We start from the raw sequence: 19345 nt of genomic DNA, 5'->3' as shown, positions 1-19345 counted from the left end.
GCCATCCGCATTCATTAGCACTCACCAGTGTCATGTGCTAACAGCTTTAATGACAAAATATCATTAATTTTCTCAAATGTCAACATCTTTTTTGTATTTAAAACGATTTTTTCGTTTTTAGTATTCATTTATATAGCAATTATTATTAAATTATCATTTTAATCTTTGTCATTAAATTGACAAATTCGTTTTTTTTAAGTATTATATGTAAGATGAGGTGAACTATTATGCTAATTAAATTTTCTATAGAAAACTATTTATCTTTTAATCAGAAACAGACTTTTTCCATGGAAGCCGGAAAGACTCGAAAATATTCTGATCGAATTTACAAAGACAAACAACTAAAATTAACTAAATGTGAAGCTATTTTCGGTGCTAATGCTTCCGGAAAATCTAATCTTACAGAAGCTTTCGACTTCATTCAAACCATGGTCTTAAACGGACTGCCAAACGGATTTACTAATAAATATTTTAGACAAAATCCTTCTAATCAATCCAAACCTTCTTCTTTTGAGATTGAATTACTTCTTGATGGAAAACGTATGGTTTATGGTTTTTCCATTTTATTAAAAACCGGATCTATTCAGAGCGAATATCTCTACGAGCTTACAACAAATAATCTTCATAAGCTACTTTTTACACGTAATCTTTTGGATGCTTCCTTCGTTGTTGGAGATTATTTTCAAGATTCTAACGGAATTGAAAAGTTAGAAATGTATGGCGAAGACAGTATAGCAGATTCTGAATTACTTTTTCTTTCCATTATCAATCATGGAAAAGCCAAAATGTATGAAGATACACCGGAATTAAAAATTCTCAAAAAAGTATACTATTGGTTTGGAAAGCATTTAACAGTAAGCAATCCTAACAGTATTCTCACAGGGTATCCTTATTTTTCAAATTCAAATCTTACTGAAATTGCCAATCTTTTAAATGCATTGGGAACAGGCATATCAGACTTAAAAATTGTTGAAGTCCCTGTAGAAATCATAAAAACCAAAATACCAGATAAGTTGTTTAATAAAATTATTTCTGATTTAGAAAAAAGAAAGGCCAAAAGCAAAACAGCCCCTTCTCCCATTATGCTTCGTTCCTATAAAGAATTTTACACATTTGAACTTAATGAAGAAAATGACCTTATTATTAAAACAATAGAATTCAGTCACGAAAAAAAATCTATCTATTTTAATTTAAAAGAGGAATCTGATGGTACCGCACGCTTATTGGATTTAATAGAAATTTTACTAAAAGTTTCTGATGACCATATTTTTGTCATAGACGAAATTGATCGTTGTCTTCATCCAGCAATGACAACTCGCATTATTGAACTATTCCTTCAAATGGCCTCAGAAAGAAATACCCAGTTAATCATCACAAGTCATGAATCACGTTTATTAGCAGCTGAGATTCTTCGAAATGATGAAATCTGCTTTATTTTAAAAAATTCAGATGGTGAATCCATCCTTAATCCTTTAGAAAAATATCAACTACGCGCAGACAAAAAAGTATATGCTGCAATGTTTGATGGAACTTTAAAAAATGTTCTTCCTTTTTATAATAAAGAAAAAATACAAAATATTCTTGCACAAGACAGAATGTAAATTTCTTCAAACAACTTATGCTAAGACAATGTCCCTACATAAAACTGTAGACAAAGCTCATAGCGATGCTGTGGGCTTTTCTTATATTAAAATGGTATTGGAATCATAACACCAAACACCAAGTTTGTCTACAGTCTGGAATCTTCCACAAATTGGAGAAGAATTGCATTATTTTGTCTATGGCCATGCCACCTTATCTCTCTTCCGTATTTTTACGTAAATCGTACTTCGTGAAACACCTTCTTTTTTCAACCATGCTCAGTAAAACTGCTCTTGCTCTACGATATTTTACTCCCAAAATCTCAACTGCCGTATCTGTTGTAATGAACAATGAAGCCTTTTTCCAATACATATTTATAGATCTCCTGCACATTATCTGGCGCCTTATCTGTAGTATCTGGCACTTTATCGGCACTATCCGGTACTTTTCCTGTAGTATCCGGCACTTCATCGGCACTATCTGGCATTTTTTCGTTAATATCCGGCACTTTCCCGGAGATTTAACGACACTGTTATAGTCATTAAGATTAACAGTAATAAAAAACACATGCACACGTGCTTCATTTCTGATTATAAACATCTATAAATTTATAGTAGCATGCAGATTTTTTGTCAACAACTAAATTTTACAAATAAAAAAAGAAACGAGCACCCCGCCTAGGCAATAGCCGTACGGTAACAAACCCGTTTCTTTTCTTTGAATTTTACTCTAATCATATACTGATGTCAACAGCATTTCTGTTAATTTTTCTTTTGATCATTCAGCATCGCAACAATATTCATTGCCGGCAATAAGATAGGTGCCATTCCCGGCTGAGTTGTTATGGTAGAAATATAGCTTCTAATATATGGGAACAGAATAGCAATAGCATTTCTTTCAAGAATACTCATGTTTTCCTGCTGAGTATTGAATATTGCTCTTCCTTTTACCCAAACACATACTTTTTCATCTTGATCTGCAACTTTAGTTGTAAGAATAAGTTCAAACTTATCATCACCGATTTTATTCAGACTATGATCAACCTGAACTCCTAACTCCAGATCATCTAACGATCCATCTTTTTTTCTAAAGCTACTTTCTATAATTTCAATTTTGTCTAAAATAAGAGCACTTTCATATTTAGATCTGACTTCCATATTTTTTCTCCTAGCATGCAGTTGCGTAATCATCCATAAAATCAAACTCTGGCTTTACATTGCTTGTATTAATGTTGTTATTTGAATAATCAAAATACTTCTGAGGCGGCGTCAAAATCTGTTTTACATCTTCCTCCGTAATTGCATGCACTCCCTCTGCATCTCTTATCATAGGAGTTTTAGCGGTTTTACTCAATTCAACATTATACTTCTCGCACAATGAAAAGAACAATTCTTTATCTAACATTAAATCACCTCTTCTTCTTCATTATATATTAGCTTTGTTGATTTAATACATTCTTTTTTTGAAACACAAATTTGACGTTCATTAAATCCAAGGCCTGTAATATTCATTATTTTCTTCTGTAATTCTTTATCCTTCTTGTTTCTTCGCGTTGTATAACCTGCATAATCTTTCTGAAATGTTCTGGTAATAACAGCGATATTCTTTTTTTGCTTATAATAATCAAAGAAAAGAGCACGAAAATTTTTATCATCAAATACAGGCATATTTCCAGAACAATCTTTTTCTATTTCATCTATGCATTGGATAACCTCCGTGAAAAATGCATCCAATTGTTTATTATCATCCAAATCCAATACTTCTTCATCTGGTGCTTCTATAGTCGCCTTAAAAATCACTCTTCCAAAATCGTTATTATGAAAAGCAGCTGTTGCAGACCACCATAATGCTTTCTCATAATCGTCAAAAAAATATACTCCCTGTCCCAGCCAATGATCAGCACGATAGTTGCATTTCGCAGGATCAAATCCATTACTTTCTATACTATCTTTATGTTTTGAACAGGTTCCATGATATCCTATTTCATTCATTCTTTACTCTCTTTTGGATTTTTATCAACGTCACTTTTTAAGTAACTCAATTTCAGATTTTATTCAATACAGATATGATTATATATTTTACCACGCTCAAGCAAGCTCTGCAATCTCATTTCCATCCAATCAGCACTTTATTTTTATTAACTAAAGTGAAAAGCACCTTCCTTTTTCAGACACCCTGCATCTTAAAATCACATATTAAAGATAAAAAGGTGATGAACTATGCAGATTGAAGAAAAGAAATCAAGACTGGAAAATCTTTTTTTCAATGATACAATTGATGATGAAACGGTAGCGAACATTGAAAAAATGCTAACCAGAAAAAAAGTAGAAAAACTTCACAAGTACAAAATCTTATACAACGAAAAAAGAGATGCCTGGTACACCGCAAACCCGCAGGATTATAACAAGCGTATTCAAAGAAAAACTCTTGGTGAATTGTTGGATGCATTAAAGCCTTACTATATAGAATCCACTTCCACTTACCTGCAGGATATTTTTGAGGAATGGCTGGATTATAAAAGAACCATCACTGACAGCCCTAATACTATCTGTGCTCACAGAAAACACTGGAAAAGATTTTTTGACGGAACTGATTTCTTTCAGATTCCCTTACAGGAAATCAAGGTCTCGGATATCAATTCCTGGGCCAACCAGTTGATCAAAAAATATAATTTATCCAGTCACGCCTGGCAGACGATAAAAACCATTCCAAAACAGATGTTTGAGTATGCGAAAGACCATGGATATATTGCTACTAACCCATTTCCGGAGCTCAGGGTAACTGTTAAATTCCGTCAGGTATCCAAGCCAACTAGCGAAACTCAGGTTTACAACACCGACGAATATCATAAAATTATTGAGGATCTGTGGAAATCGTACGATAAGAAACACGAGCCGCGCTTTTTATCTATCGTTTGCAATTTTTTGATGGGATTACGTGCCGGAGAATTGTGCGCCCTTCGATGGCAAGATCTGGACATGAAGAAATGGGAAATATCGATTGTACAGGAAATGGTACATATGGATGCCACTGAACTGAGTAATCCTTATTATGATGTGTATAAGGCTTCCGGACAGATTGTTATTCTTCCTGGTCAGAAAGGCAGAAAAGGTGTGTATGTATTGCTTGATCATACCAAGACTCATACAGAACGTGTCATTCCTGTTGTACATAAAGCTCAGGAGATTTTCAAATTATTAAGAGCAAATGCTCCTGATGCAAAACCTGATGACTTCATTTTCGGATATGGAAGCAAATACCTGAACCTGCGATCAATTAACAGTATGCTGGAATATGCCTGCAAGCACATCAGTACAGATGTAAAGCGCAGCCACAAACTGAGAAAGACTTACGCAAGCCGCCTGAACGCAGCTGGTCTTCCTCTGGATCAGATTCGTGCCTGCCTTGGCCACAGCAACACCACCACCACATTAGGGTACATATACACTCCCCTGACTCCTGAGGAAAGTTTGAGTATCATGGAAAAAGCATTTGCCAACTGATTTCACCCAAATTTTCCTTGTCACAGGAAGTCACAGGTTCGAACTCAAATTAACAAGCACAAAAAAAGCCGGAAACCGTTGATTTTTCAAGGTTTCCAGCCTTTCACCGAAGCGTGCGTTAGAGGTTGCTGCGTGCCGGTGGCACGCGTTTAGCAACGACCGAAATGAAATGTAGATCGAACCCGTTCGAGTCCGACTGGACTCGAATAAAAAATGGGACAAGACTTTATGTCCTGTCCCATTTTTTTATGACGTGCGTTAGAGGATTCGAATTTTTTACACATGCATGAAAACCGCATAGAAAGGGGCATTCCGCCACCGTATCCATCTAATGTCACAACAAAGTCACAACAATTTTTACCTCTGTTATTGTAGGGCTATTTATATGTATGATATGTGATTTTTACTTTGGCATCAACTGGAAACCATTCATTTGCTGAAAATTCTGAATTTCCATTAATTGTTACCTTTTCAACTTCTCCATTTTTTGAAAAGACTCCTAGAATCAAATCTTTATCTTCTATGAGTTTAATATTTTTAAATCCCGCCGAACTTAATATATCTTTCACATCTTTGAAATTTTTGTTTTCTAAATTTTCTGCTGATGTAGACACCTGTATATCTTTATTTCTCTTATGGTCAATATTTTCTTTTTCCCCGATATAGAAGAAAACACCTAATAATACTATCATTAGAAGAACCATACCTATTACGGCTCTTGTATTGTTAGCTTCTTGTTTTGCTTGATATTCAAGCTCCATCTTTTTTCTTTTAGTTTTTTCCTCAGCTTGTTTTGTTTTTTCTCTTTCGACTTCGATAGGATCTTCTTGTTTTATTTCAACAGAATCTTCCTGTTTTATTGCGTCCTCATCTGTTTGAGTATTTTCATTTTGGGGAGCATATTTAAACAGCTCACCACGACACTCTGGATATGAAAGAATTAATGCACGTACATTATTTGCAATATACAATGGAATATTCGAATCATCATTATCACTTGTAATCCAATAACTTCCTGTTATATGTCCATAATCATTAAAATCTATTTGGAATGTCCATGTGCTTAATTTGCTTTGTGATTTCACAGTTCCATAAACAATAGGCCCATCCGTATATATACTTTCTAATCTCTTTATAGGTCTTGCTGCTTTGCATACCATTAACCCAAATTCACATTCAGATATATCATCAGAAAATTCACACGACGTAGAAGTTCTATTTTCTTCTTCGTCATTTTCAGACATATCATCTGCAAATTGACATTGAAAAGACTTACGAAATTCTTCCTCGGCTTTCTTTTTTTGTTCTTCTTTTCTGCTTTTATGTAAAATACCACCAACAATTCCTATTGTAATTATCTCCAAAAGTGCCATTTCTTCACCTTCGTATTCTAAGAATATAATAATTAAAGCATTATTTTACTGTATCTTCAATACATATTTTTCTGAATCATCTAAAAAATTATATTCTGATTTTGCATCCTCTGGTAAATAGGAAAACGAAAAAAGAGGATGTCCTATTTTGATATATATATCCGATAAATATACATCCACATATAACTCGTTGGGGATATAGCTATCATAACAAAATCTATACTCTTAAACGAATTTGCCTTGCATCTCTGTAATATATCATTAGCACATTTTCTGTTATCGTTAACCCAAATCTTGTTAATGACTACTTTTAATTGCTGTTCATGGTAATAGCCTACACTAAATACATAACTATTATATACGTCCATATCACGTCCAAATTGTAAATATAATAATATTATTAGCAATATCATAAGAATTATAAAAACTTTCCTGATTTTCTGTATATACATAATTAGCTTCCTTGTACCTGTATTTTAATACAGTGTATCATAATACATCTTATTTATAAATACAGTTGTACGTATAATTCAAGAAAAAACAGGTTAGGATTATGATATGACTGTATATATAGATTTGGAGAATCTCCTTAAAGAAAAGCAAATCAGCAAAAATAAATTATGCCTTGCTTGCAATTTGCAACGAACTCAATTAAACAATTATTGTAAAAACAAGGTATCTCGGATAGATTTATCCATTTTGGCACGTATATGCGAATTTCTCGACTGTACACCAAATGATATTTTAAAGCTCAAACCATAAGAAGCCGTTACCTATCAATATGATATGATAGGTACAGCTTCTTTCTTTTTGTACCATTATATTAAATAATTAACACTTGTGACATCAAGTCGCCAATGTGAAAGATGAAATACTGATACCATCATCATTGCCAAACGATTGTATACTACTGGCTTACCCTGTGTAATGGCTTTTTCTCTATTTTTGCCACGTAATATATACGGTTTATCATTCATGATATCCGCTAAAAACTTCTGATTTGTAATTCTATCTGCGGTATGCATTGCTTTGTATCGTAATGCAAGTTCCTTACGGCATATATATTTATAGTCTGGATCGGCTTCTAAACGCTCTTTATAATAGCAGTATGCCCGTTGTGCCTGTTCTGCTCGCAATCCATGAAGATTAATTTTATTGTTCATTTCTGTTTTTGTAAAAACTCTTTTATCTGGTGGAACTTCTGAAAAAATTTTCTTTATGGTTTCTATATCAGATGGTAAAATTCTTTGAAATTGATCTTTGCCACCCTTACCGCTATGTACATATACACAACAGTACCCGCTTTCATCAGTTCGCAAATCTCTTCCCCTTAATTTTGCAAGCTCTGCTCGCCTAAGTCCTACTACTTTCTGTACTGATATAAGACGTTCAAAACGTTCTTGTGTAACTTCTTTTTTTCCTTGTGCATTTATTTCTGTGTCTCGCCCTCTGGTTATCATATCCGCAGTTCTTTTTGGTTTGTTTATCTGCCCCATATTAACCTCTAATGCCTTACATGGCGCAGACATATATCTGTGTATCGTTGCAGGCCTATAACCTGCATTTTCAAGACTATCCTCATATTTTTGGAGTATTTCGTTTTTTCGATCTGTAAGTTGGGATGGTGTTCTGATACCATTTTGTCTGCAATACGACGCAAAATTTTTACAGTCACGTTTATATACCGTAATTGTATGGTTGTCTGTTATTCCTATTAAAGCTTTTTGACATAACATGTGCTGTATGGATTCTTTTCTCAATAATCTATAACTTCCTTTCTCCTAAATTCCTGTAACAGGCTCAAAGGAAGTTGTCAAGGTACCGCTCTGCTTGAATATTATCAACCTTGACAACTTCTTTTTCGCATGTTTATTGGTAATCAAGGGCTGTAAGCCCTCTAATGACATCAGATATGTCATTGCCGCACTGATCGGACCTATGGTTAACCGCCGCTATCCAGAGGTGTTTTTGTGACTCCTCTCTGTCATAAGATATGGAAGTTGCGGTCAGAGGTCAGTCCCCTATGTAGCCATCCTGTTTAACAACTCGGGCACTTCCATTTCTTTCAAATACATCAACTTTTAAATTTTACATTATCTGGAATTTTTCCTATAAAAGTTGACGCTAACTGGTTATTCTCTATACATCAGAGAATAACCAGTAGCTGTTTTCTCCTTTCCTCCTTAATTTTCATTTTTATATGTATGGATTGTATTTCATCTTTAATATGTCATTTCATAAATGCCGTAATAAAAATCTATGCACAGTCACTAGATTTGTAAAATAAGGCGCATTAGTTTCTTCATACAAAACATTTTTTGCTGTTTTTCAAAAAAAATTACATATTAAAAATAAAGAAAACTTAGGAGGTTTTGAATTATGATTAAAAATGTTTTTTCCGTTGCCAAAAAGGAAGCTACCAATTATTCCAATGTTGTCACATTAACTGCTAATACCGGCATTTCCCTGAATACCAGTTATCAGCAGGCTGAAAATAGCATCAAGGAAATCTTGATGTCCTGCTACAATATGTCTCCATTTGCCAACTATGACCAGCTTATTTCCGCCTATAGGGTTTATAGAGATCCCAACAGCTGGGCGGTAGGCGTCAAATGTACACCGGAATATGAGTGGTTGGAAAAACTCCCCAAGAATAACAAACCTATTTTAATTGGTGTAACCAATATTTTTGCGAACAGTGCAACTAATACATGGTGGGCTACCTATACCATAATAGATAGCGACTCGATTTTCTGTAAAATATATTGATACATATTTGTATTTCGATATCAGTATATTTTCCTATATGTTGTATGCATAACAATATATCTTTTTGATTTTTTGCTGTTTTTCAGAAAAAATTACATATTAAAGATAACCATAGAATTTGCACTTATGTTTTGTGGAAATAAACAGTATTTTTTATTCAATAAATAAAAAATACTGTCAAGAAAGGAGGAAAGAACCATAAGTAAAAAAGAATCTCCTAGCAGAACTAGGAACTATGCAACAATTGTGTACCCAGAGTCAGCGCCTGAAAATTGGAGAGAAATATTGGCTGATCTGCATATTCCTGTGTTAATTAGCCCATTGCATGATAAGGACGTTACACCTGATGGGGAAATAAAAAAGGCGCATTATCATGTGATTATTATGTATGGCGGGGTCAAAACTACTGCACAGGCAGAAGCTATTATCAAGAAAATTGGTGGTGTAGGCGTTGTACCGATAAATCATCTCCCAGCATATGCACGTTATCTTATTCATTTGGATGACCCAGACAAGGCTCAATATGATGTGCATGATGTTACTGCACTGTCTGGTGCAGATTATGATGCAATTACCTATATTCCTGCGGATGATTTAAGTTGCATTGTGGATATGTTGCAGTTTATTAATGTAAATCAGATTTCTAGTTTTTCAGTTTTTGCTGATATATGTGCATTGGAGCACAAAGAATGGTTGCGCGTACTTGCACTCAAAAAAACATCATACTTTTTTTACAGTACCTTAAATCAGCGACATGGACTGAATCACTTATTCTTGACAAGGAGGATTTATAATTATGATGTTAAATGTAACTAATTTGGAAGTAAGAGGAATCGAAGAAAAATTGTCTGGAAAAACAGGCAAGCCGTATCTTATCGTGCGCGTAGAAGATGATCATGGTGCATGGGTTAATCTTATTGACCGCGATATTTCTCGCAAGACCCTCTATGAGAAAGGACATTTCTATAATTTTGCATTGGATTTGGTAATTAGAATGAAATATACCAGTGTATCTATTATAGATGTAACACTGAATGAGTAATATGTTGAACATTGAACACTGAACTACTCAGGGGGAGTGTCGTAGTCCTCCCCCTGATGTTGCTTTTTCTTTGACTTTTTTTATACAATTTGAAAATGACACAAATAGAACTGGAAAAATCACTTCATAATGATACAATAGATATGGATACGGTAGCGGATCTTGAAAAAATGATTGAAAGAAAAAAGATCGAAAAGCTTCACCGATATAAAATTTTTTATAACGAGAAAAGAGATGCTTGGTACACGTGTCATCCATTAAATTATAAGAGACGAATTCAGAGAAAAACAAAAGAAGAATTATTAGATGCTCTGGCACCATTTTTAACAGTGGAAATCGGCAATGACATGACTCTTACAGATTTATATCCAGAATGGTTGGATTACAAGTCACAGCTTACCAACAGTCCAAATACTATAGCTGTTCATGAAAAACATTGGAATAAGTACTTCAAAGATACGTCTTTGTTTCTTAAGCCTATTTCAACGATTACGCTAAAAGACTTAAATCTGTGGGCTAATGCACTTATAAAAAAATGGGATTTATCATCAAAACAATGGCAGACTATTAAAACTATACCAAAACAGATTTTCGAATATGCGTATATGAGTGAATATATTCAACATAATTCATTTCCTGAAATCAAGATCACAGTCAAATTTCGGCAGGTTATTAAAAAGAGTGGAGAAACGCAGACATATAATTCTGAAGAATTTGAAAAAATTCTTCAAGACTTATATTCTTCATTTCAAGAAAAAGGAGAAAAGCGCTTCTTAGCTATTATCCTAAACTTTTATTTGGGGTTACGAGCAGGAGAACTTGCTGCTTTACAATGGGGTGATATTGTTGAGAATCACATTCATATCCAACGCGAGATGGTTTGTATAAATAGCAGAGATTTAGAAATTGATGCTTTTCAAGCCCAAATAAGAACAGGAGAGCTTGAATTGCTTCCAAATCCCAAAAATAATAAAAATATTTATGCTATCACAAATCATACAAAGACTCATAAGGAACGATATGTACCTATTATTTCACAAGCCGCTAATGTAATTCAAATTCTTAAAAAACTTAGTCCATGTCATAAAGCAAGTGATTATATTTTTTATGAAAATGGTAAATATATGACTTTGAGAAGTATTAACAGTATGTTGGAACGTGCTTGTGATCATATAGATATTGACACAAAAAGAAGTCACATCATCAGAAAGACATATGCAAGCCGTTTGGCTGCGTCAGGTTATCCTGTAGATGCAATACGTTCTAATTTGGGGCACAGCAACCTTGCTACTACATATGGATATCTATATAATCCGTTGACAGCTTCCGAGAGTCTGTTAATTATGGAGAAAGCATTTTCTGACTTGTCACAACAAGTCACAACAACTTTTTTATTTCCTCATAACGCAAAAACACCGGAAACCCTTTAAAACAAAGGTTTCCGGCATTCTCATAGTAGCGTGCGTTAGAGGATTCGAACCCCCGACCTTTTGGTCCGTAGCCAAACGCTCTATCCAGCTGAGCTAAACGCACATTTTATTGATTTGTGAGTACTTGTCGCTCACAACAAAATGTATTCTACTGCAAAGTAATCAAATTGTCAACACCTTTTTTTAATTTTTTTAAATTTTTCTTTTTATTCATCAATATCCATTTTACCTGATTAAATTGCTTCATTTTGATGAGGATGGTACAATATATCTATAAGGACATTCGCTGTATTTTTTTCATAAATACAGATACTATAAAAATAAAGTACAATCAGGAGAAAAAACATGTCTTTTATCAGCATATTTGATGTAATGGGGCCAAACATGATCGGACCTTCCAGCTCCCATACTGCCGGAGCTGCCCGCATCGGTTTTTTAGCCCAGAAAATGATCAATGGTCCACTAAAAGAAGTAAACTTTACTCTTTATGGCTCTTTTGCAAGGACTTTTAAAGGACACGGTACTGACCGGGCTCTGCTGGGAGGTATCATGGGATTTTCCACCGATGATATGCGCATCCGTAACTCTTTTGAAATTGCAAAAGAAAAAGGCCTTACCTTCTCATTTACTCCTAATGAATTAGAAACTGACATTCATCCTAATACTGTTGACATTCATATGGTCAATAACAACGGTCAGGAAATGACTGTCCGCGGCGAATCCCTTGGCGGCGGAAAAGTCCGCATCGTAAAGATCAACTCTGTACAGGTCGATTTCTCCGGCGAATACAGCGCTATTATCGTCATCCATCAGGATAAACCGGGTGTAGCTGCCTATATCACCAAATGTCTCAGCGATCGAAATGTAAATATTGCCTTTATGCGCCTTTTCAGAGAGTCCAAAGGCGAGATTGCCTACACGATCGTCGAATCCGATGGACGTCTTCCAGAAGATATTGGAAATACGATTCGCAAGAATCAGCATATCCACGAAGTGATGATCGTACAGATGTAGGAGGAATATGATGAGAGAATTTAAAAATGCCAAAGAACTTCTGGCTTTATGTTCAGAAAAAGATCTTCCAATCTCTGAAATTATGCGCCAGAGAGAAATTATAATTGGTGAAATGCAAGAACAGGAAGTAAACGCTCGCATGACACATGTTCTTGAGATTATGAAAGAAGCTGCTTTTTCACCAATCAAACACCCTGTAAAATCCATGGGTGGACTGATTGGCGGTGAATCAAAAAAACTCTTCCTTCATCAGGCTTCCGGCAAAGGGATCTGCGGGGAACTGCTTGAAAAAGCCATCACCTATGCTATGGCAACTCTGGAAACCAATGCTTCCATGGGGCTAATCGTGGCCTCTCCGACTGCGGGTTCTGCCGGAATCGTTCCAGGCCTTTTACTTGCCCTTCAGGAAGTTTACAACTACTCTGACAAATATATCCAAAAAGCACTTTTTAATGCTGGTGCCATTGGTTATCTTGCCATGAGAAATGCAACTGTTGCCGGTGCAGTCGGTGGCTGTCAGGCAGAGACAGGTGTTGCTGCTGCCATGGCTGCTTCTGCAACTACTGAATTACTTGGCGGAACACCCCTGCAATGTACCCACGCAGCATCTACCGTACTGATGAATATGCTTGGACTTGTCTGTGACCCGGTCGGCGGCCTTGTCGAGTATCCATGCCAGAACCGAAACGCTGCCGGAGTTGCCAATGCTCTCGTTGCTGCCGAAATGGCACTTGCCGGAATCACGCAGCTCATTCCCCTTGATGAGATGATCACAATCATGTACACTGTAGGCAAAAAACTACCTGCCGAATTACGCGAAACCGCTCTCGGCGGCTGTGCAACTGCACCGTCCGCCTGCGAAGCCTGTCATATATGCAGCTAAACCCAAAAACATACTGGAAAGTTTATCATCCTTTATGTCTTGATAAAACTTCCCGGGCTTTTTCTTCCCTCTTCTATAAAATATAAAACAGAAAAAAGGTGATAGTGTGAATTAACTTTAATTCAACCTTAAAAGCCAAAATGACTCTGCGATATTCCTTATAAAAGGATACCGAAGAGCCATTTTGTTTTTATAAAACTATTCAACTTAATTTCGTCTCAAAGCCTCGATCGGACTGAGTTTTGCAGCTTTCTTCGCCGGATAGATTCCAAAAAATACACCGACCGCACAGGAGAAAAGTGTTGCCGCCAGAATCACTGTCGGGCTGATTCCCGGTGTGATCGTCATTCCCATGCTTCCACTCATGATAGAACAGATTCCATAACCTGCAAGAATTCCAAGAATAATTCCAATCACGCCTCCCATAACTGTAAGGATTGCCGCTTCCGCAAGGAACTGTAACATAATAGAAGAGGTCTTGGCGCCAAGTGATTTACGGATTCCAATCTCACGTGTTCTTTCTGTAACAGATACCAACATAATATTCATAACACCGATTCCACCTACCAAAAGAGAAATTCCGGCAACAAATGAAATAAATGCCGTCACCATACCGAGCATTTCATTCATTGACTGCAGGACATCCTGGAAACTCTGCACATGAAAATAGTCTTCCCCTGCGCACTGATGACGTTTCTCCAAAAGATGCACGACCTGATCTGCAACGATCTGTGAATCTAGTGTTTTGTCTGCCTGAACCACTGTAATGGAATAAAATTCATCGGTTCCACCCACAAGATCATCCATGGAAGAATACGGAACATTTACCGTAACCGGCATTCCATCATAAGTATAACTTACGAATGTTCCATTTTCTTTCTGCGTAGTGACACCCATGATGCGAAAAGATTTTGAAGAATCATAACAGGTAATATCAAGGCTCATACCAACAACATCATCTGTACCAAAAAGCTGCCTGGCATCTGTATCTGAGATTACACATACATTTTTGCCCTCTTCAATCTCTGTCTCGCCAAAATAACTTCCATATTTCATATCGGAATTATTGATCATTTTGGCATCGGGACCTTCACCTGTCAGCATGATAGAAAAATTCCCCTTACCGGTCACCGTTTCACCATCGTAATTGTTTGAAACACTAACACCACCTACTGTATCGAGCTTACGGATTTCCTGTACATCATCCGGTGTGATCCATTCATCTTCCGTCATGGCATCATTACTGACATCGATAGCGATCAGCCCTGAGCCAATTCCATCGATCTCACTGTTCATCTGATTCTTCGTTCCTTCGCCTATGGAAACGATTGCAATGACCGAAGCAATGCCAATAATAATTCCCAGCATGGTAAGAAATGAACGTCCTTTATTTGCCCGGATATTCTGGACAGCCATTTTTATATATTCATATAATCCGCCCATCAGACACCTTCTTCTGCATTATCTGTCTCTGTATTTTCACCATTCACATCTCCGGATCTATCAGCAGCTTCTGCCTGCATTCCCTCTTCCAGGGAACCAAGGTCACGGATAACTTCATCACCTTCTTTAATGCCGTCAAGCACTTCTACATATTCGTCCGAACTGATTCCTGTTGTGATATCCTTTTTGGTAATAACCCCATTCTCAAGTACATAACAGAAAGAGCCCTCTTTTCCTATATTAACTACTTCAGACGGAAGTACAACTACATTGTCCGCTTCTTCCGCATGAATTGTTACTTTGGCATCCACGCCAAGGAAAATATTCTCATCCGGATTTTTAATTCGAATATCTGCAGAAATCAAAGAAGCACCTTTTTCATTCTGAGTAGCAACATGGCTGATACTCGTTACTTCACCTTCATAAATTTTTCCTGCAATGGTGATGTCCGCAGACTGACCTTCTTTCACTTTATCATAATCGTATTTCGAAACATTTACATTCACATCTACTTTATCAGTATTCTGTAAAGTAAACAATTCCATTCCCTGTGTTGCAGTTGCACCTTCAACCACAGAAACTTTTGTAACCACACCATTAAAATCAGCCTTGATTCCTTTCTTTGCTGCTTCTACAAGTTCCTGTGCAGACATCTGATCCAGTTCAGAAAGATTATTGGTAATTTCCATTTTTTCTTTTTCTTCTTCAGTCACAGCACCCGTATCTGCTTCTGCAGCCGCTTCCTTCGAGGAAAGTTCTGACTGAAGTTCTGCAAGATTATTACTTGCTTTTTCAAGTTCATTCTCCAGTGCAGTAGTATCCGCTGTCACAGCAGTATCATCCGTGCTGGAAGAAGCAGATGCAGAAACATCTGCAGACGTTCCGTCAGAAACAATGTCAGCCTCGCCAGTGAAATCAGACATTACCGGAGCAGCCGGCTTCTGCGCTTTATAATCTTCATAAGCTGTTTTTGCATTCTGATATGTAATCTGCGCTTCACTTCTCATCTGCTCTGCTATCTCAAGTGCATTTTCATTATCATCACTCTGGTCTGCAGACCACGCCTGAAAAGCCATCTGATAACTGTTCTCTGCCTGATTGTAATCCGACTGTGCCTGATTCATTTCATTGTTCAGTGTATTCAGCTGATTTTGATACGCAGGAAGGGTTTCATTCTGATATGTAGTCTGTGCCTGTGCATATTCACGCTGTATTTCCTGCTGCTGTGCCTCCTGTGCGGCAGCTGCATCTGCCTGTTTCTTTGCTGCAGCTTTAGAAGATGCTGCCTGTGCATTGGCATTTGCCTGCGAAATCCTTGCTTTCAGACTTGCAACATAATTTTCCTGAGCGGCAACCTGCTGTTTTAGACTTGCCGCATCACCTGCCGCATTCTGTTGCTTCCGAACTGCCTCATCCGATTTTTTTAAAGTATTTTTCATATCCATTTTTCCGGACTCTACATTCAGATCAGCTTTCTTCGCCTCTCTCTCCAGATCTTTCTGATCAAATTCGATCAGGCTGCTTCCTGCTTTTACAGTTTCACCTTCTTTCAACGCAGCTGTATCAACTTTGGCATTAACAGGAGAAAAATATGTTTTCTGTTCTTCACTTACTACTGTACCACTGATTTCTACCGTTTGCTGAACATTATCACGGACAGCTGATACTGTTTTCACCTGCGGAATTGCCGAATCCGCTGCATTCATACTGCCATAGATATTGACACCGGCTACTACTGCCACGATCAGAACCCCAACTCCGATCACCAGTTTCTTTCTGGACTTTTTCTTTTTCATTATGCCTCCTCCTGGTCAAAATCCGGATTAATCGTATCCGATTCTATCTTACCATCCATAATACGCACTACACGTCTTGCCTGTGCTGCAATACCATTATCATGCGTGATCAATATTACTGTTCTTCCTGTTTTATGCATTTTCTTTAAAATTGCAAGAATCTCCTTACTGGATGCAGAATCCAGGTTTCCTGTCGGCTCATCTGCAAGAATGACCGGAGGCTGTGCAGCGATCGCTCTTGCAATTGCCACACGCTGCTGCTGCCCACCGGACATCTCACTTGGCTTATGATCCATACGTTTTTCCAGGCCAACCATTTTCAGAGATTCGATAGCCAGTTCATGTCTCGTCTTACGATCAATTCCACGATAGATCAGCGGCAATTCTACATTTTCAATTGCATTCAGATTTGCAATAAGATTAAATCCCTGAAAAATAAATCCGATTTCACGGTTTCTTACCTCCGAGAGTTCATTGTCCGTCATTTCGGACACATCAGTCCCGTTCAGATAATACTTTCCCGAGGTAGGCACATCGAGACACCCAAGCATATTCATAAAAGTTGACTTGCCGGAACCTGATTGCCCGATGATTGCCACCAGTTCTCCTTTTTTTATTTCAAGGCTCACATGATCCAGGGCTCTTACTTCATTTTCGCCGGGATTATAAATCTTGCAAAGGTCTTCCACCTTGATCAGCGTATCATTCATATTCTGCATTCTCCTTTGATGTCGCTGTTTATTGTTTCTGTATTATGCTTATTTTTTTCTGGCACCAGAATCTCTGTCATGCATTTTCAAGAAACGCTTTGTATGCTTTCTTTGCCTCATAAATATCGGCTTTGCTTGTTACTTCCCACGGTGCATGCATACTCAGGACCGCCACACCACTGTCTATCACATTCATTCCGTAAAGTGCTGCGATATAAGCGATCGTTCCGCCGCCTCCCACATCTACTTTGCCAAGTTCTGCTGTCTGGAAGGCAACATTACTGTCATCAAAAATACCACGTACTTTTGCCACATACTCTGCATTGGCATCGTTAGATCCGGACTTTCCTCTTGCACCTGTAAATTTATTAAGAACGATTCCTCTTCCAAGATATGCTGCATTTTTCTTTTCGAAGCATTCTCCGTAAGCCGGATCATAGCCTGCACTTACATCAGAAGAAAGCATAAAGGAATTCTTAAGAGTTCTTCGGAGTGCCAGTCCGGAATAACATCCCATAGCTTCTAGAAGCTCTGCCACAGTATTTTCGAAGAAATTAGACTGCATGCCAGTAGCTCCTACACTTCCAATTTCTTCTTTGTCCGTCAAAAGACAGCAGCTGGTACGTTTTGGTGCTTCCATCTCAAGCATTGCCACAAAAGAAGTATATGCGCAGACACGGTCATCCTGTCCATATGCTGCGACCATACTGCGGTCAAGTCCGCAGTCACGAGCTTTGCCCGCCGGAACGATCTCCAGTTCTGCTGAAAGAAAATCCTCTTCCTCTACACCATATTTTTCTCCCAGAATCCGAAGGACATTATTTTTGACTGCTTCCTTCTTCTTCTCGTCCTTTTCCTCTTTCAGTGGTCTGCTGCCGATCAGAATGTCAAGATTCTCGCCCTCGATCACCTCTGCGGCCTTTTTCTGGAGCTGTTTACCTGCAAGGTGAATCAGAAGATCTGTGATATATACGACCGGATCATCCTCATCTTCACCAACATTCACATTTACTACTGTACCATCCTTCTTCACGATCACACCATGAATCGCCAATGGAAGTGCTACCCACTGATATTTCTTCACCCCGCCGTAATAATGGGTATCCAGATATACCAGATCCGTATCTTCATATAAAGGATTCTGTTTTACATCCAAACGTGGAGAATCAATGTGTGCTCCAAGAATATTCATTCCCTTTTCTATCGGTTCCTGTCCGATATGGAACATAGCCATGATCTTTTTCATGCCGACAGCATAGATCTTATCTCCGGCTTTGATCTGCTCACCGGATGCAAGTTTATTTTCTAATGAAACATATCCTGCTGCTTCTGCTTCTCTGGTAAGCTCCAGGACACATTCACGCTCTGTCTTACCGGCATCCAGAAATGTACGATAATTTTTTGCAAGTTTCTCCAGTTCCTTCTCATCTGCTTCCTCATAAGAAAGCCATGCATTTCTTCTTTCCATAATATATAAAACCACCTTTCGTTTGATTCTCAAAATTCTTTCAACATTATACGCCAATATTTTACGTATTTCTACATTCTTCCAGATTCTTAATAAAGATATAAGATTTGTATAAGAAATTTGGCTCTTCCTATCATTTTCTTCACAGTTTCTTTTTTATTATATCCCGAATCGCTTGCATTTCTGCATCTTCCCGCTCTATAATAATTTTGTTTTTTCAAGAATGCTTCCGGCTTCATAATTATATTGATATCCTGACTTTATAATAGTTACAGCCGGACTTTAAATGTACCTTAAACACACAGATAAATCACACTTTTTATAAAGGAGTTT

General features: G+C 37.3%; 19 protein-coding genes and 1 tRNA gene. 9 read left to right on the top strand and 11 right to left on the bottom strand.

Features of this window, described 5'->3' with window-relative positions; translation table 11 throughout:
- Window positions 1-227 precede the first annotated feature (227 nt).
- Window positions 228-1601 carry an AAA family ATPase gene (locus tag NQ503_RS02690; RefSeq protein ID WP_259893176.1) on the top strand — a complete coding sequence of 458 codons (1374 nt, stop codon included), beginning with the start codon at window positions 228-230 and terminating at the stop codon, window positions 1599-1601.
- A gap of 302 nt (window positions 1602-1903) precedes the next feature.
- On the opposite strand, the gene NQ503_RS02685 is transcribed toward NQ503_RS02690, so the two are convergent.
- The 4 genes from NQ503_RS02685 to NQ503_RS02670 all read right to left on the bottom strand — a co-directional run bounded on the left by NQ503_RS02685 (window position 1904) and on the right by NQ503_RS02670 (window position 3572).
- Window positions 1904-2089, bottom strand: coding sequence for a hypothetical protein (locus tag NQ503_RS02685; RefSeq protein WP_154648322.1), 186 nt, complete (start codon window positions 2087-2089; stop codon window positions 1904-1906).
- Between the two features lie 253 nt (window positions 2090-2342).
- Window positions 2343-2738, bottom strand: a complete 396-nt coding sequence (locus tag NQ503_RS02680) for a protein-export chaperone SecB (RefSeq protein ID WP_015543171.1) — start codon at window positions 2736-2738, stop codon at window positions 2343-2345.
- A 10-nt stretch (window positions 2739-2748) separates the two neighbouring features.
- Window positions 2749-2985 carry a hypothetical protein gene (locus tag NQ503_RS02675; protein WP_005424066.1) on the bottom strand — a complete coding sequence of 79 codons (237 nt, stop codon included), beginning with the start codon at window positions 2983-2985 and terminating at the stop codon, window positions 2749-2751.
- A complete protein-coding gene (locus NQ503_RS02670; protein ID WP_005424067.1) occupies window positions 2985-3572 on the bottom strand; it encodes a poly(ADP-ribose) polymerase family protein in 588 nt (195 codons plus the stop codon). The genes NQ503_RS02675 and NQ503_RS02670 overlap by 1 nt, the downstream gene beginning before the upstream one ends.
- A gap of 228 nt (window positions 3573-3800) precedes the next feature.
- On the opposite strand from NQ503_RS02670, the gene NQ503_RS02665 reads away from it, so the two are divergent.
- The gene (locus NQ503_RS02665; protein ID WP_005424068.1) at window positions 3801-5084 is read left to right on the top strand and encodes a site-specific integrase; all 1284 of its coding nucleotides are present in this window, start codon (window positions 3801-3803) and stop codon (window positions 5082-5084) included.
- Window positions 5085-5461: 377 nt separating this feature from the next.
- Here the strand turns inward: NQ503_RS02665 and NQ503_RS02660 are convergent, their stop codons facing one another.
- Entirely contained in the window at window positions 5462-6457 is a 996-nt protein-coding gene (locus NQ503_RS02660) for a hypothetical protein (RefSeq protein ID WP_005424069.1), read from the bottom strand.
- Between the two features lie 558 nt (window positions 6458-7015).
- On the opposite strand from NQ503_RS02660, the gene NQ503_RS02655 reads away from it, so the two are divergent.
- Window positions 7016-7219: a helix-turn-helix domain-containing protein gene (locus tag NQ503_RS02655; RefSeq protein ID WP_082246494.1), complete on the top strand. Its 204-nt coding sequence runs from the start codon at window positions 7016-7018 to the stop codon at window positions 7217-7219.
- Between the two features lie 56 nt (window positions 7220-7275).
- Here the strand turns inward: NQ503_RS02655 and NQ503_RS02650 are convergent, their stop codons facing one another.
- Window positions 7276-8217, bottom strand: coding sequence for a hypothetical protein (locus NQ503_RS02650; RefSeq protein ID WP_049940395.1), 942 nt, complete (start codon window positions 8215-8217; stop codon window positions 7276-7278).
- Window positions 8218-8836: 619 nt separating this feature from the next.
- Between NQ503_RS02650 and NQ503_RS02645 the strand changes: the two genes are divergently transcribed.
- From NQ503_RS02645 to NQ503_RS02630, 4 genes are all read left to right on the top strand, one after another.
- The gene (locus NQ503_RS02645) at window positions 8837-9226 is read left to right on the top strand and encodes a hypothetical protein (protein ID WP_005424079.1); all 390 of its coding nucleotides are present in this window, start codon (window positions 8837-8839) and stop codon (window positions 9224-9226) included.
- Between the two features lie 171 nt (window positions 9227-9397).
- On the top strand, window positions 9398-10042 hold the full coding sequence (locus tag NQ503_RS02640) for a replication protein (protein ID WP_082246495.1): 645 nt from the start codon (window positions 9398-9400) through the stop codon (window positions 10040-10042).
- Complete coding sequence (locus NQ503_RS02635) at window positions 10023-10268, top strand: hypothetical protein (protein ID WP_005424087.1); 246 nt, start codon at window positions 10023-10025, stop codon at window positions 10266-10268. The genes NQ503_RS02640 and NQ503_RS02635 overlap by 20 nt, the downstream gene beginning before the upstream one ends.
- Window positions 10269-10411: 143 nt before the next feature.
- The gene (locus NQ503_RS02630) at window positions 10412-11698 is read left to right on the top strand and encodes a tyrosine-type recombinase/integrase (protein WP_044925384.1); all 1287 of its coding nucleotides are present in this window, start codon (window positions 10412-10414) and stop codon (window positions 11696-11698) included.
- Between the two features lie 29 nt (window positions 11699-11727).
- On the opposite strand, the gene NQ503_RS02625 is transcribed toward NQ503_RS02630, so the two are convergent.
- A tRNA-Arg gene (locus NQ503_RS02625) sits at window positions 11728-11801 on the bottom strand.
- Between the two features lie 242 nt (window positions 11802-12043).
- On the opposite strand from NQ503_RS02625, the gene sdaAB reads away from it, so the two are divergent.
- Entirely contained in the window at window positions 12044-12712 is a 669-nt protein-coding gene (sdaAB, locus tag NQ503_RS02620; RefSeq protein ID WP_005424091.1) for an L-serine ammonia-lyase, iron-sulfur-dependent subunit beta, read from the top strand.
- A 10-nt stretch (window positions 12713-12722) separates the two neighbouring features.
- Complete coding sequence (gene sdaAA / locus NQ503_RS02615) at window positions 12723-13595, top strand: L-serine ammonia-lyase, iron-sulfur-dependent, subunit alpha (protein WP_129796070.1); 873 nt, start codon at window positions 12723-12725, stop codon at window positions 13593-13595.
- Between the two features lie 207 nt (window positions 13596-13802).
- Here the strand turns inward: sdaAA and NQ503_RS02610 are convergent, their stop codons facing one another.
- The 4 genes from NQ503_RS02610 to NQ503_RS02595 form a co-directional block, all read right to left on the bottom strand.
- The gene (locus NQ503_RS02610; protein WP_005424098.1) at window positions 13803-15038 is read right to left on the bottom strand and encodes an ABC transporter permease; all 1236 of its coding nucleotides are present in this window, start codon (window positions 15036-15038) and stop codon (window positions 13803-13805) included.
- A complete protein-coding gene (locus tag NQ503_RS02605; protein ID WP_005424099.1) occupies window positions 15038-16834 on the bottom strand; it encodes an efflux RND transporter periplasmic adaptor subunit in 1797 nt (598 codons plus the stop codon). The genes NQ503_RS02610 and NQ503_RS02605 overlap by 1 nt, the downstream gene beginning before the upstream one ends.
- On the bottom strand, window positions 16834-17544 hold the full coding sequence (locus NQ503_RS02600) for an ABC transporter ATP-binding protein (protein ID WP_044925387.1): 711 nt from the start codon (window positions 17542-17544) through the stop codon (window positions 16834-16836). Before NQ503_RS02600 ends, NQ503_RS02605 begins: the two co-directional genes overlap by 1 nt.
- A 76-nt stretch (window positions 17545-17620) precedes the next feature.
- On the bottom strand, window positions 17621-19012 hold the full coding sequence (locus NQ503_RS02595) for an aminopeptidase (protein ID WP_005424101.1): 1392 nt from the start codon (window positions 19010-19012) through the stop codon (window positions 17621-17623).
- Window positions 19013-19345: the final 333 nt, after the last annotated feature.

The sequence above is a fragment of the Blautia obeum ATCC 29174 genome, from assembly GCF_025147765.1.
In the GTDB taxonomy this organism is placed as follows: domain Bacteria; phylum Bacillota; class Clostridia; order Lachnospirales; family Lachnospiraceae; genus Blautia_A; species Blautia_A obeum.
This window is presented reverse-complemented; position numbering and strand designations above follow the sequence as displayed.

Coding starts and splice junctions, on each gene's coding strand:
- NQ503_RS02675 (WP_005424066.1), bottom strand. CDS start 2,985: ATGTTAGATAAAGAATTGTTCTTTTCATTGTGCGAGAAGTATAATGTT.
- NQ503_RS02660 (WP_005424069.1), bottom strand. CDS start 6,457: ATGGCACTTTTGGAGATAATTACAATAGGAATTGTTGGTGGTATTTTA.
- sdaAA (WP_129796070.1), top strand. CDS start 12,723: ATGAGAGAATTTAAAAATGCCAAAGAACTTCTGGCTTTATGTTCAGAA.
- NQ503_RS02670 (WP_005424067.1), bottom strand. CDS start 3,572: ATGAATGAAATAGGATATCATGGAACCTGTTCAAAACATAAAGATAGT.
- NQ503_RS02600 (WP_044925387.1), bottom strand. CDS start 17,544: ATGAATGATACGCTGATCAAGGTGGAAGACCTTTGCAAGATTTATAAT.
- NQ503_RS02645 (WP_005424079.1), top strand. CDS start 8,837: ATGATTAAAAATGTTTTTTCCGTTGCCAAAAAGGAAGCTACCAATTAT.
- NQ503_RS02665 (WP_005424068.1), top strand. CDS start 3,801: ATGCAGATTGAAGAAAAGAAATCAAGACTGGAAAATCTTTTTTTCAAT.
- NQ503_RS02630 (WP_044925384.1), top strand. CDS start 10,412: ATGGATACGGTAGCGGATCTTGAAAAAATGATTGAAAGAAAAAAGATC.
- NQ503_RS02690 (WP_259893176.1), top strand. CDS start 228: ATGCTAATTAAATTTTCTATAGAAAACTATTTATCTTTTAATCAGAAA.
- sdaAB (WP_005424091.1), top strand. CDS start 12,044: ATGTCTTTTATCAGCATATTTGATGTAATGGGGCCAAACATGATCGGA.
- NQ503_RS02680 (WP_015543171.1), bottom strand. CDS start 2,738: ATGGAAGTCAGATCTAAATATGAAAGTGCTCTTATTTTAGACAAAATT.
- NQ503_RS02595 (WP_005424101.1), bottom strand. CDS start 19,012: ATGGAAAGAAGAAATGCATGGCTTTCTTATGAGGAAGCAGATGAGAAG.
- NQ503_RS02605 (WP_005424099.1), bottom strand. CDS start 16,834: ATGAAAAAGAAAAAGTCCAGAAAGAAACTGGTGATCGGAGTTGGGGTT.
- NQ503_RS02610 (WP_005424098.1), bottom strand. CDS start 15,038: ATGGGCGGATTATATGAATATATAAAAATGGCTGTCCAGAATATCCGG.
- NQ503_RS02655 (WP_082246494.1), top strand. CDS start 7,016: ATGACTGTATATATAGATTTGGAGAATCTCCTTAAAGAAAAGCAAATC.
- NQ503_RS02635 (WP_005424087.1), top strand. CDS start 10,023: ATGATGTTAAATGTAACTAATTTGGAAGTAAGAGGAATCGAAGAAAAA.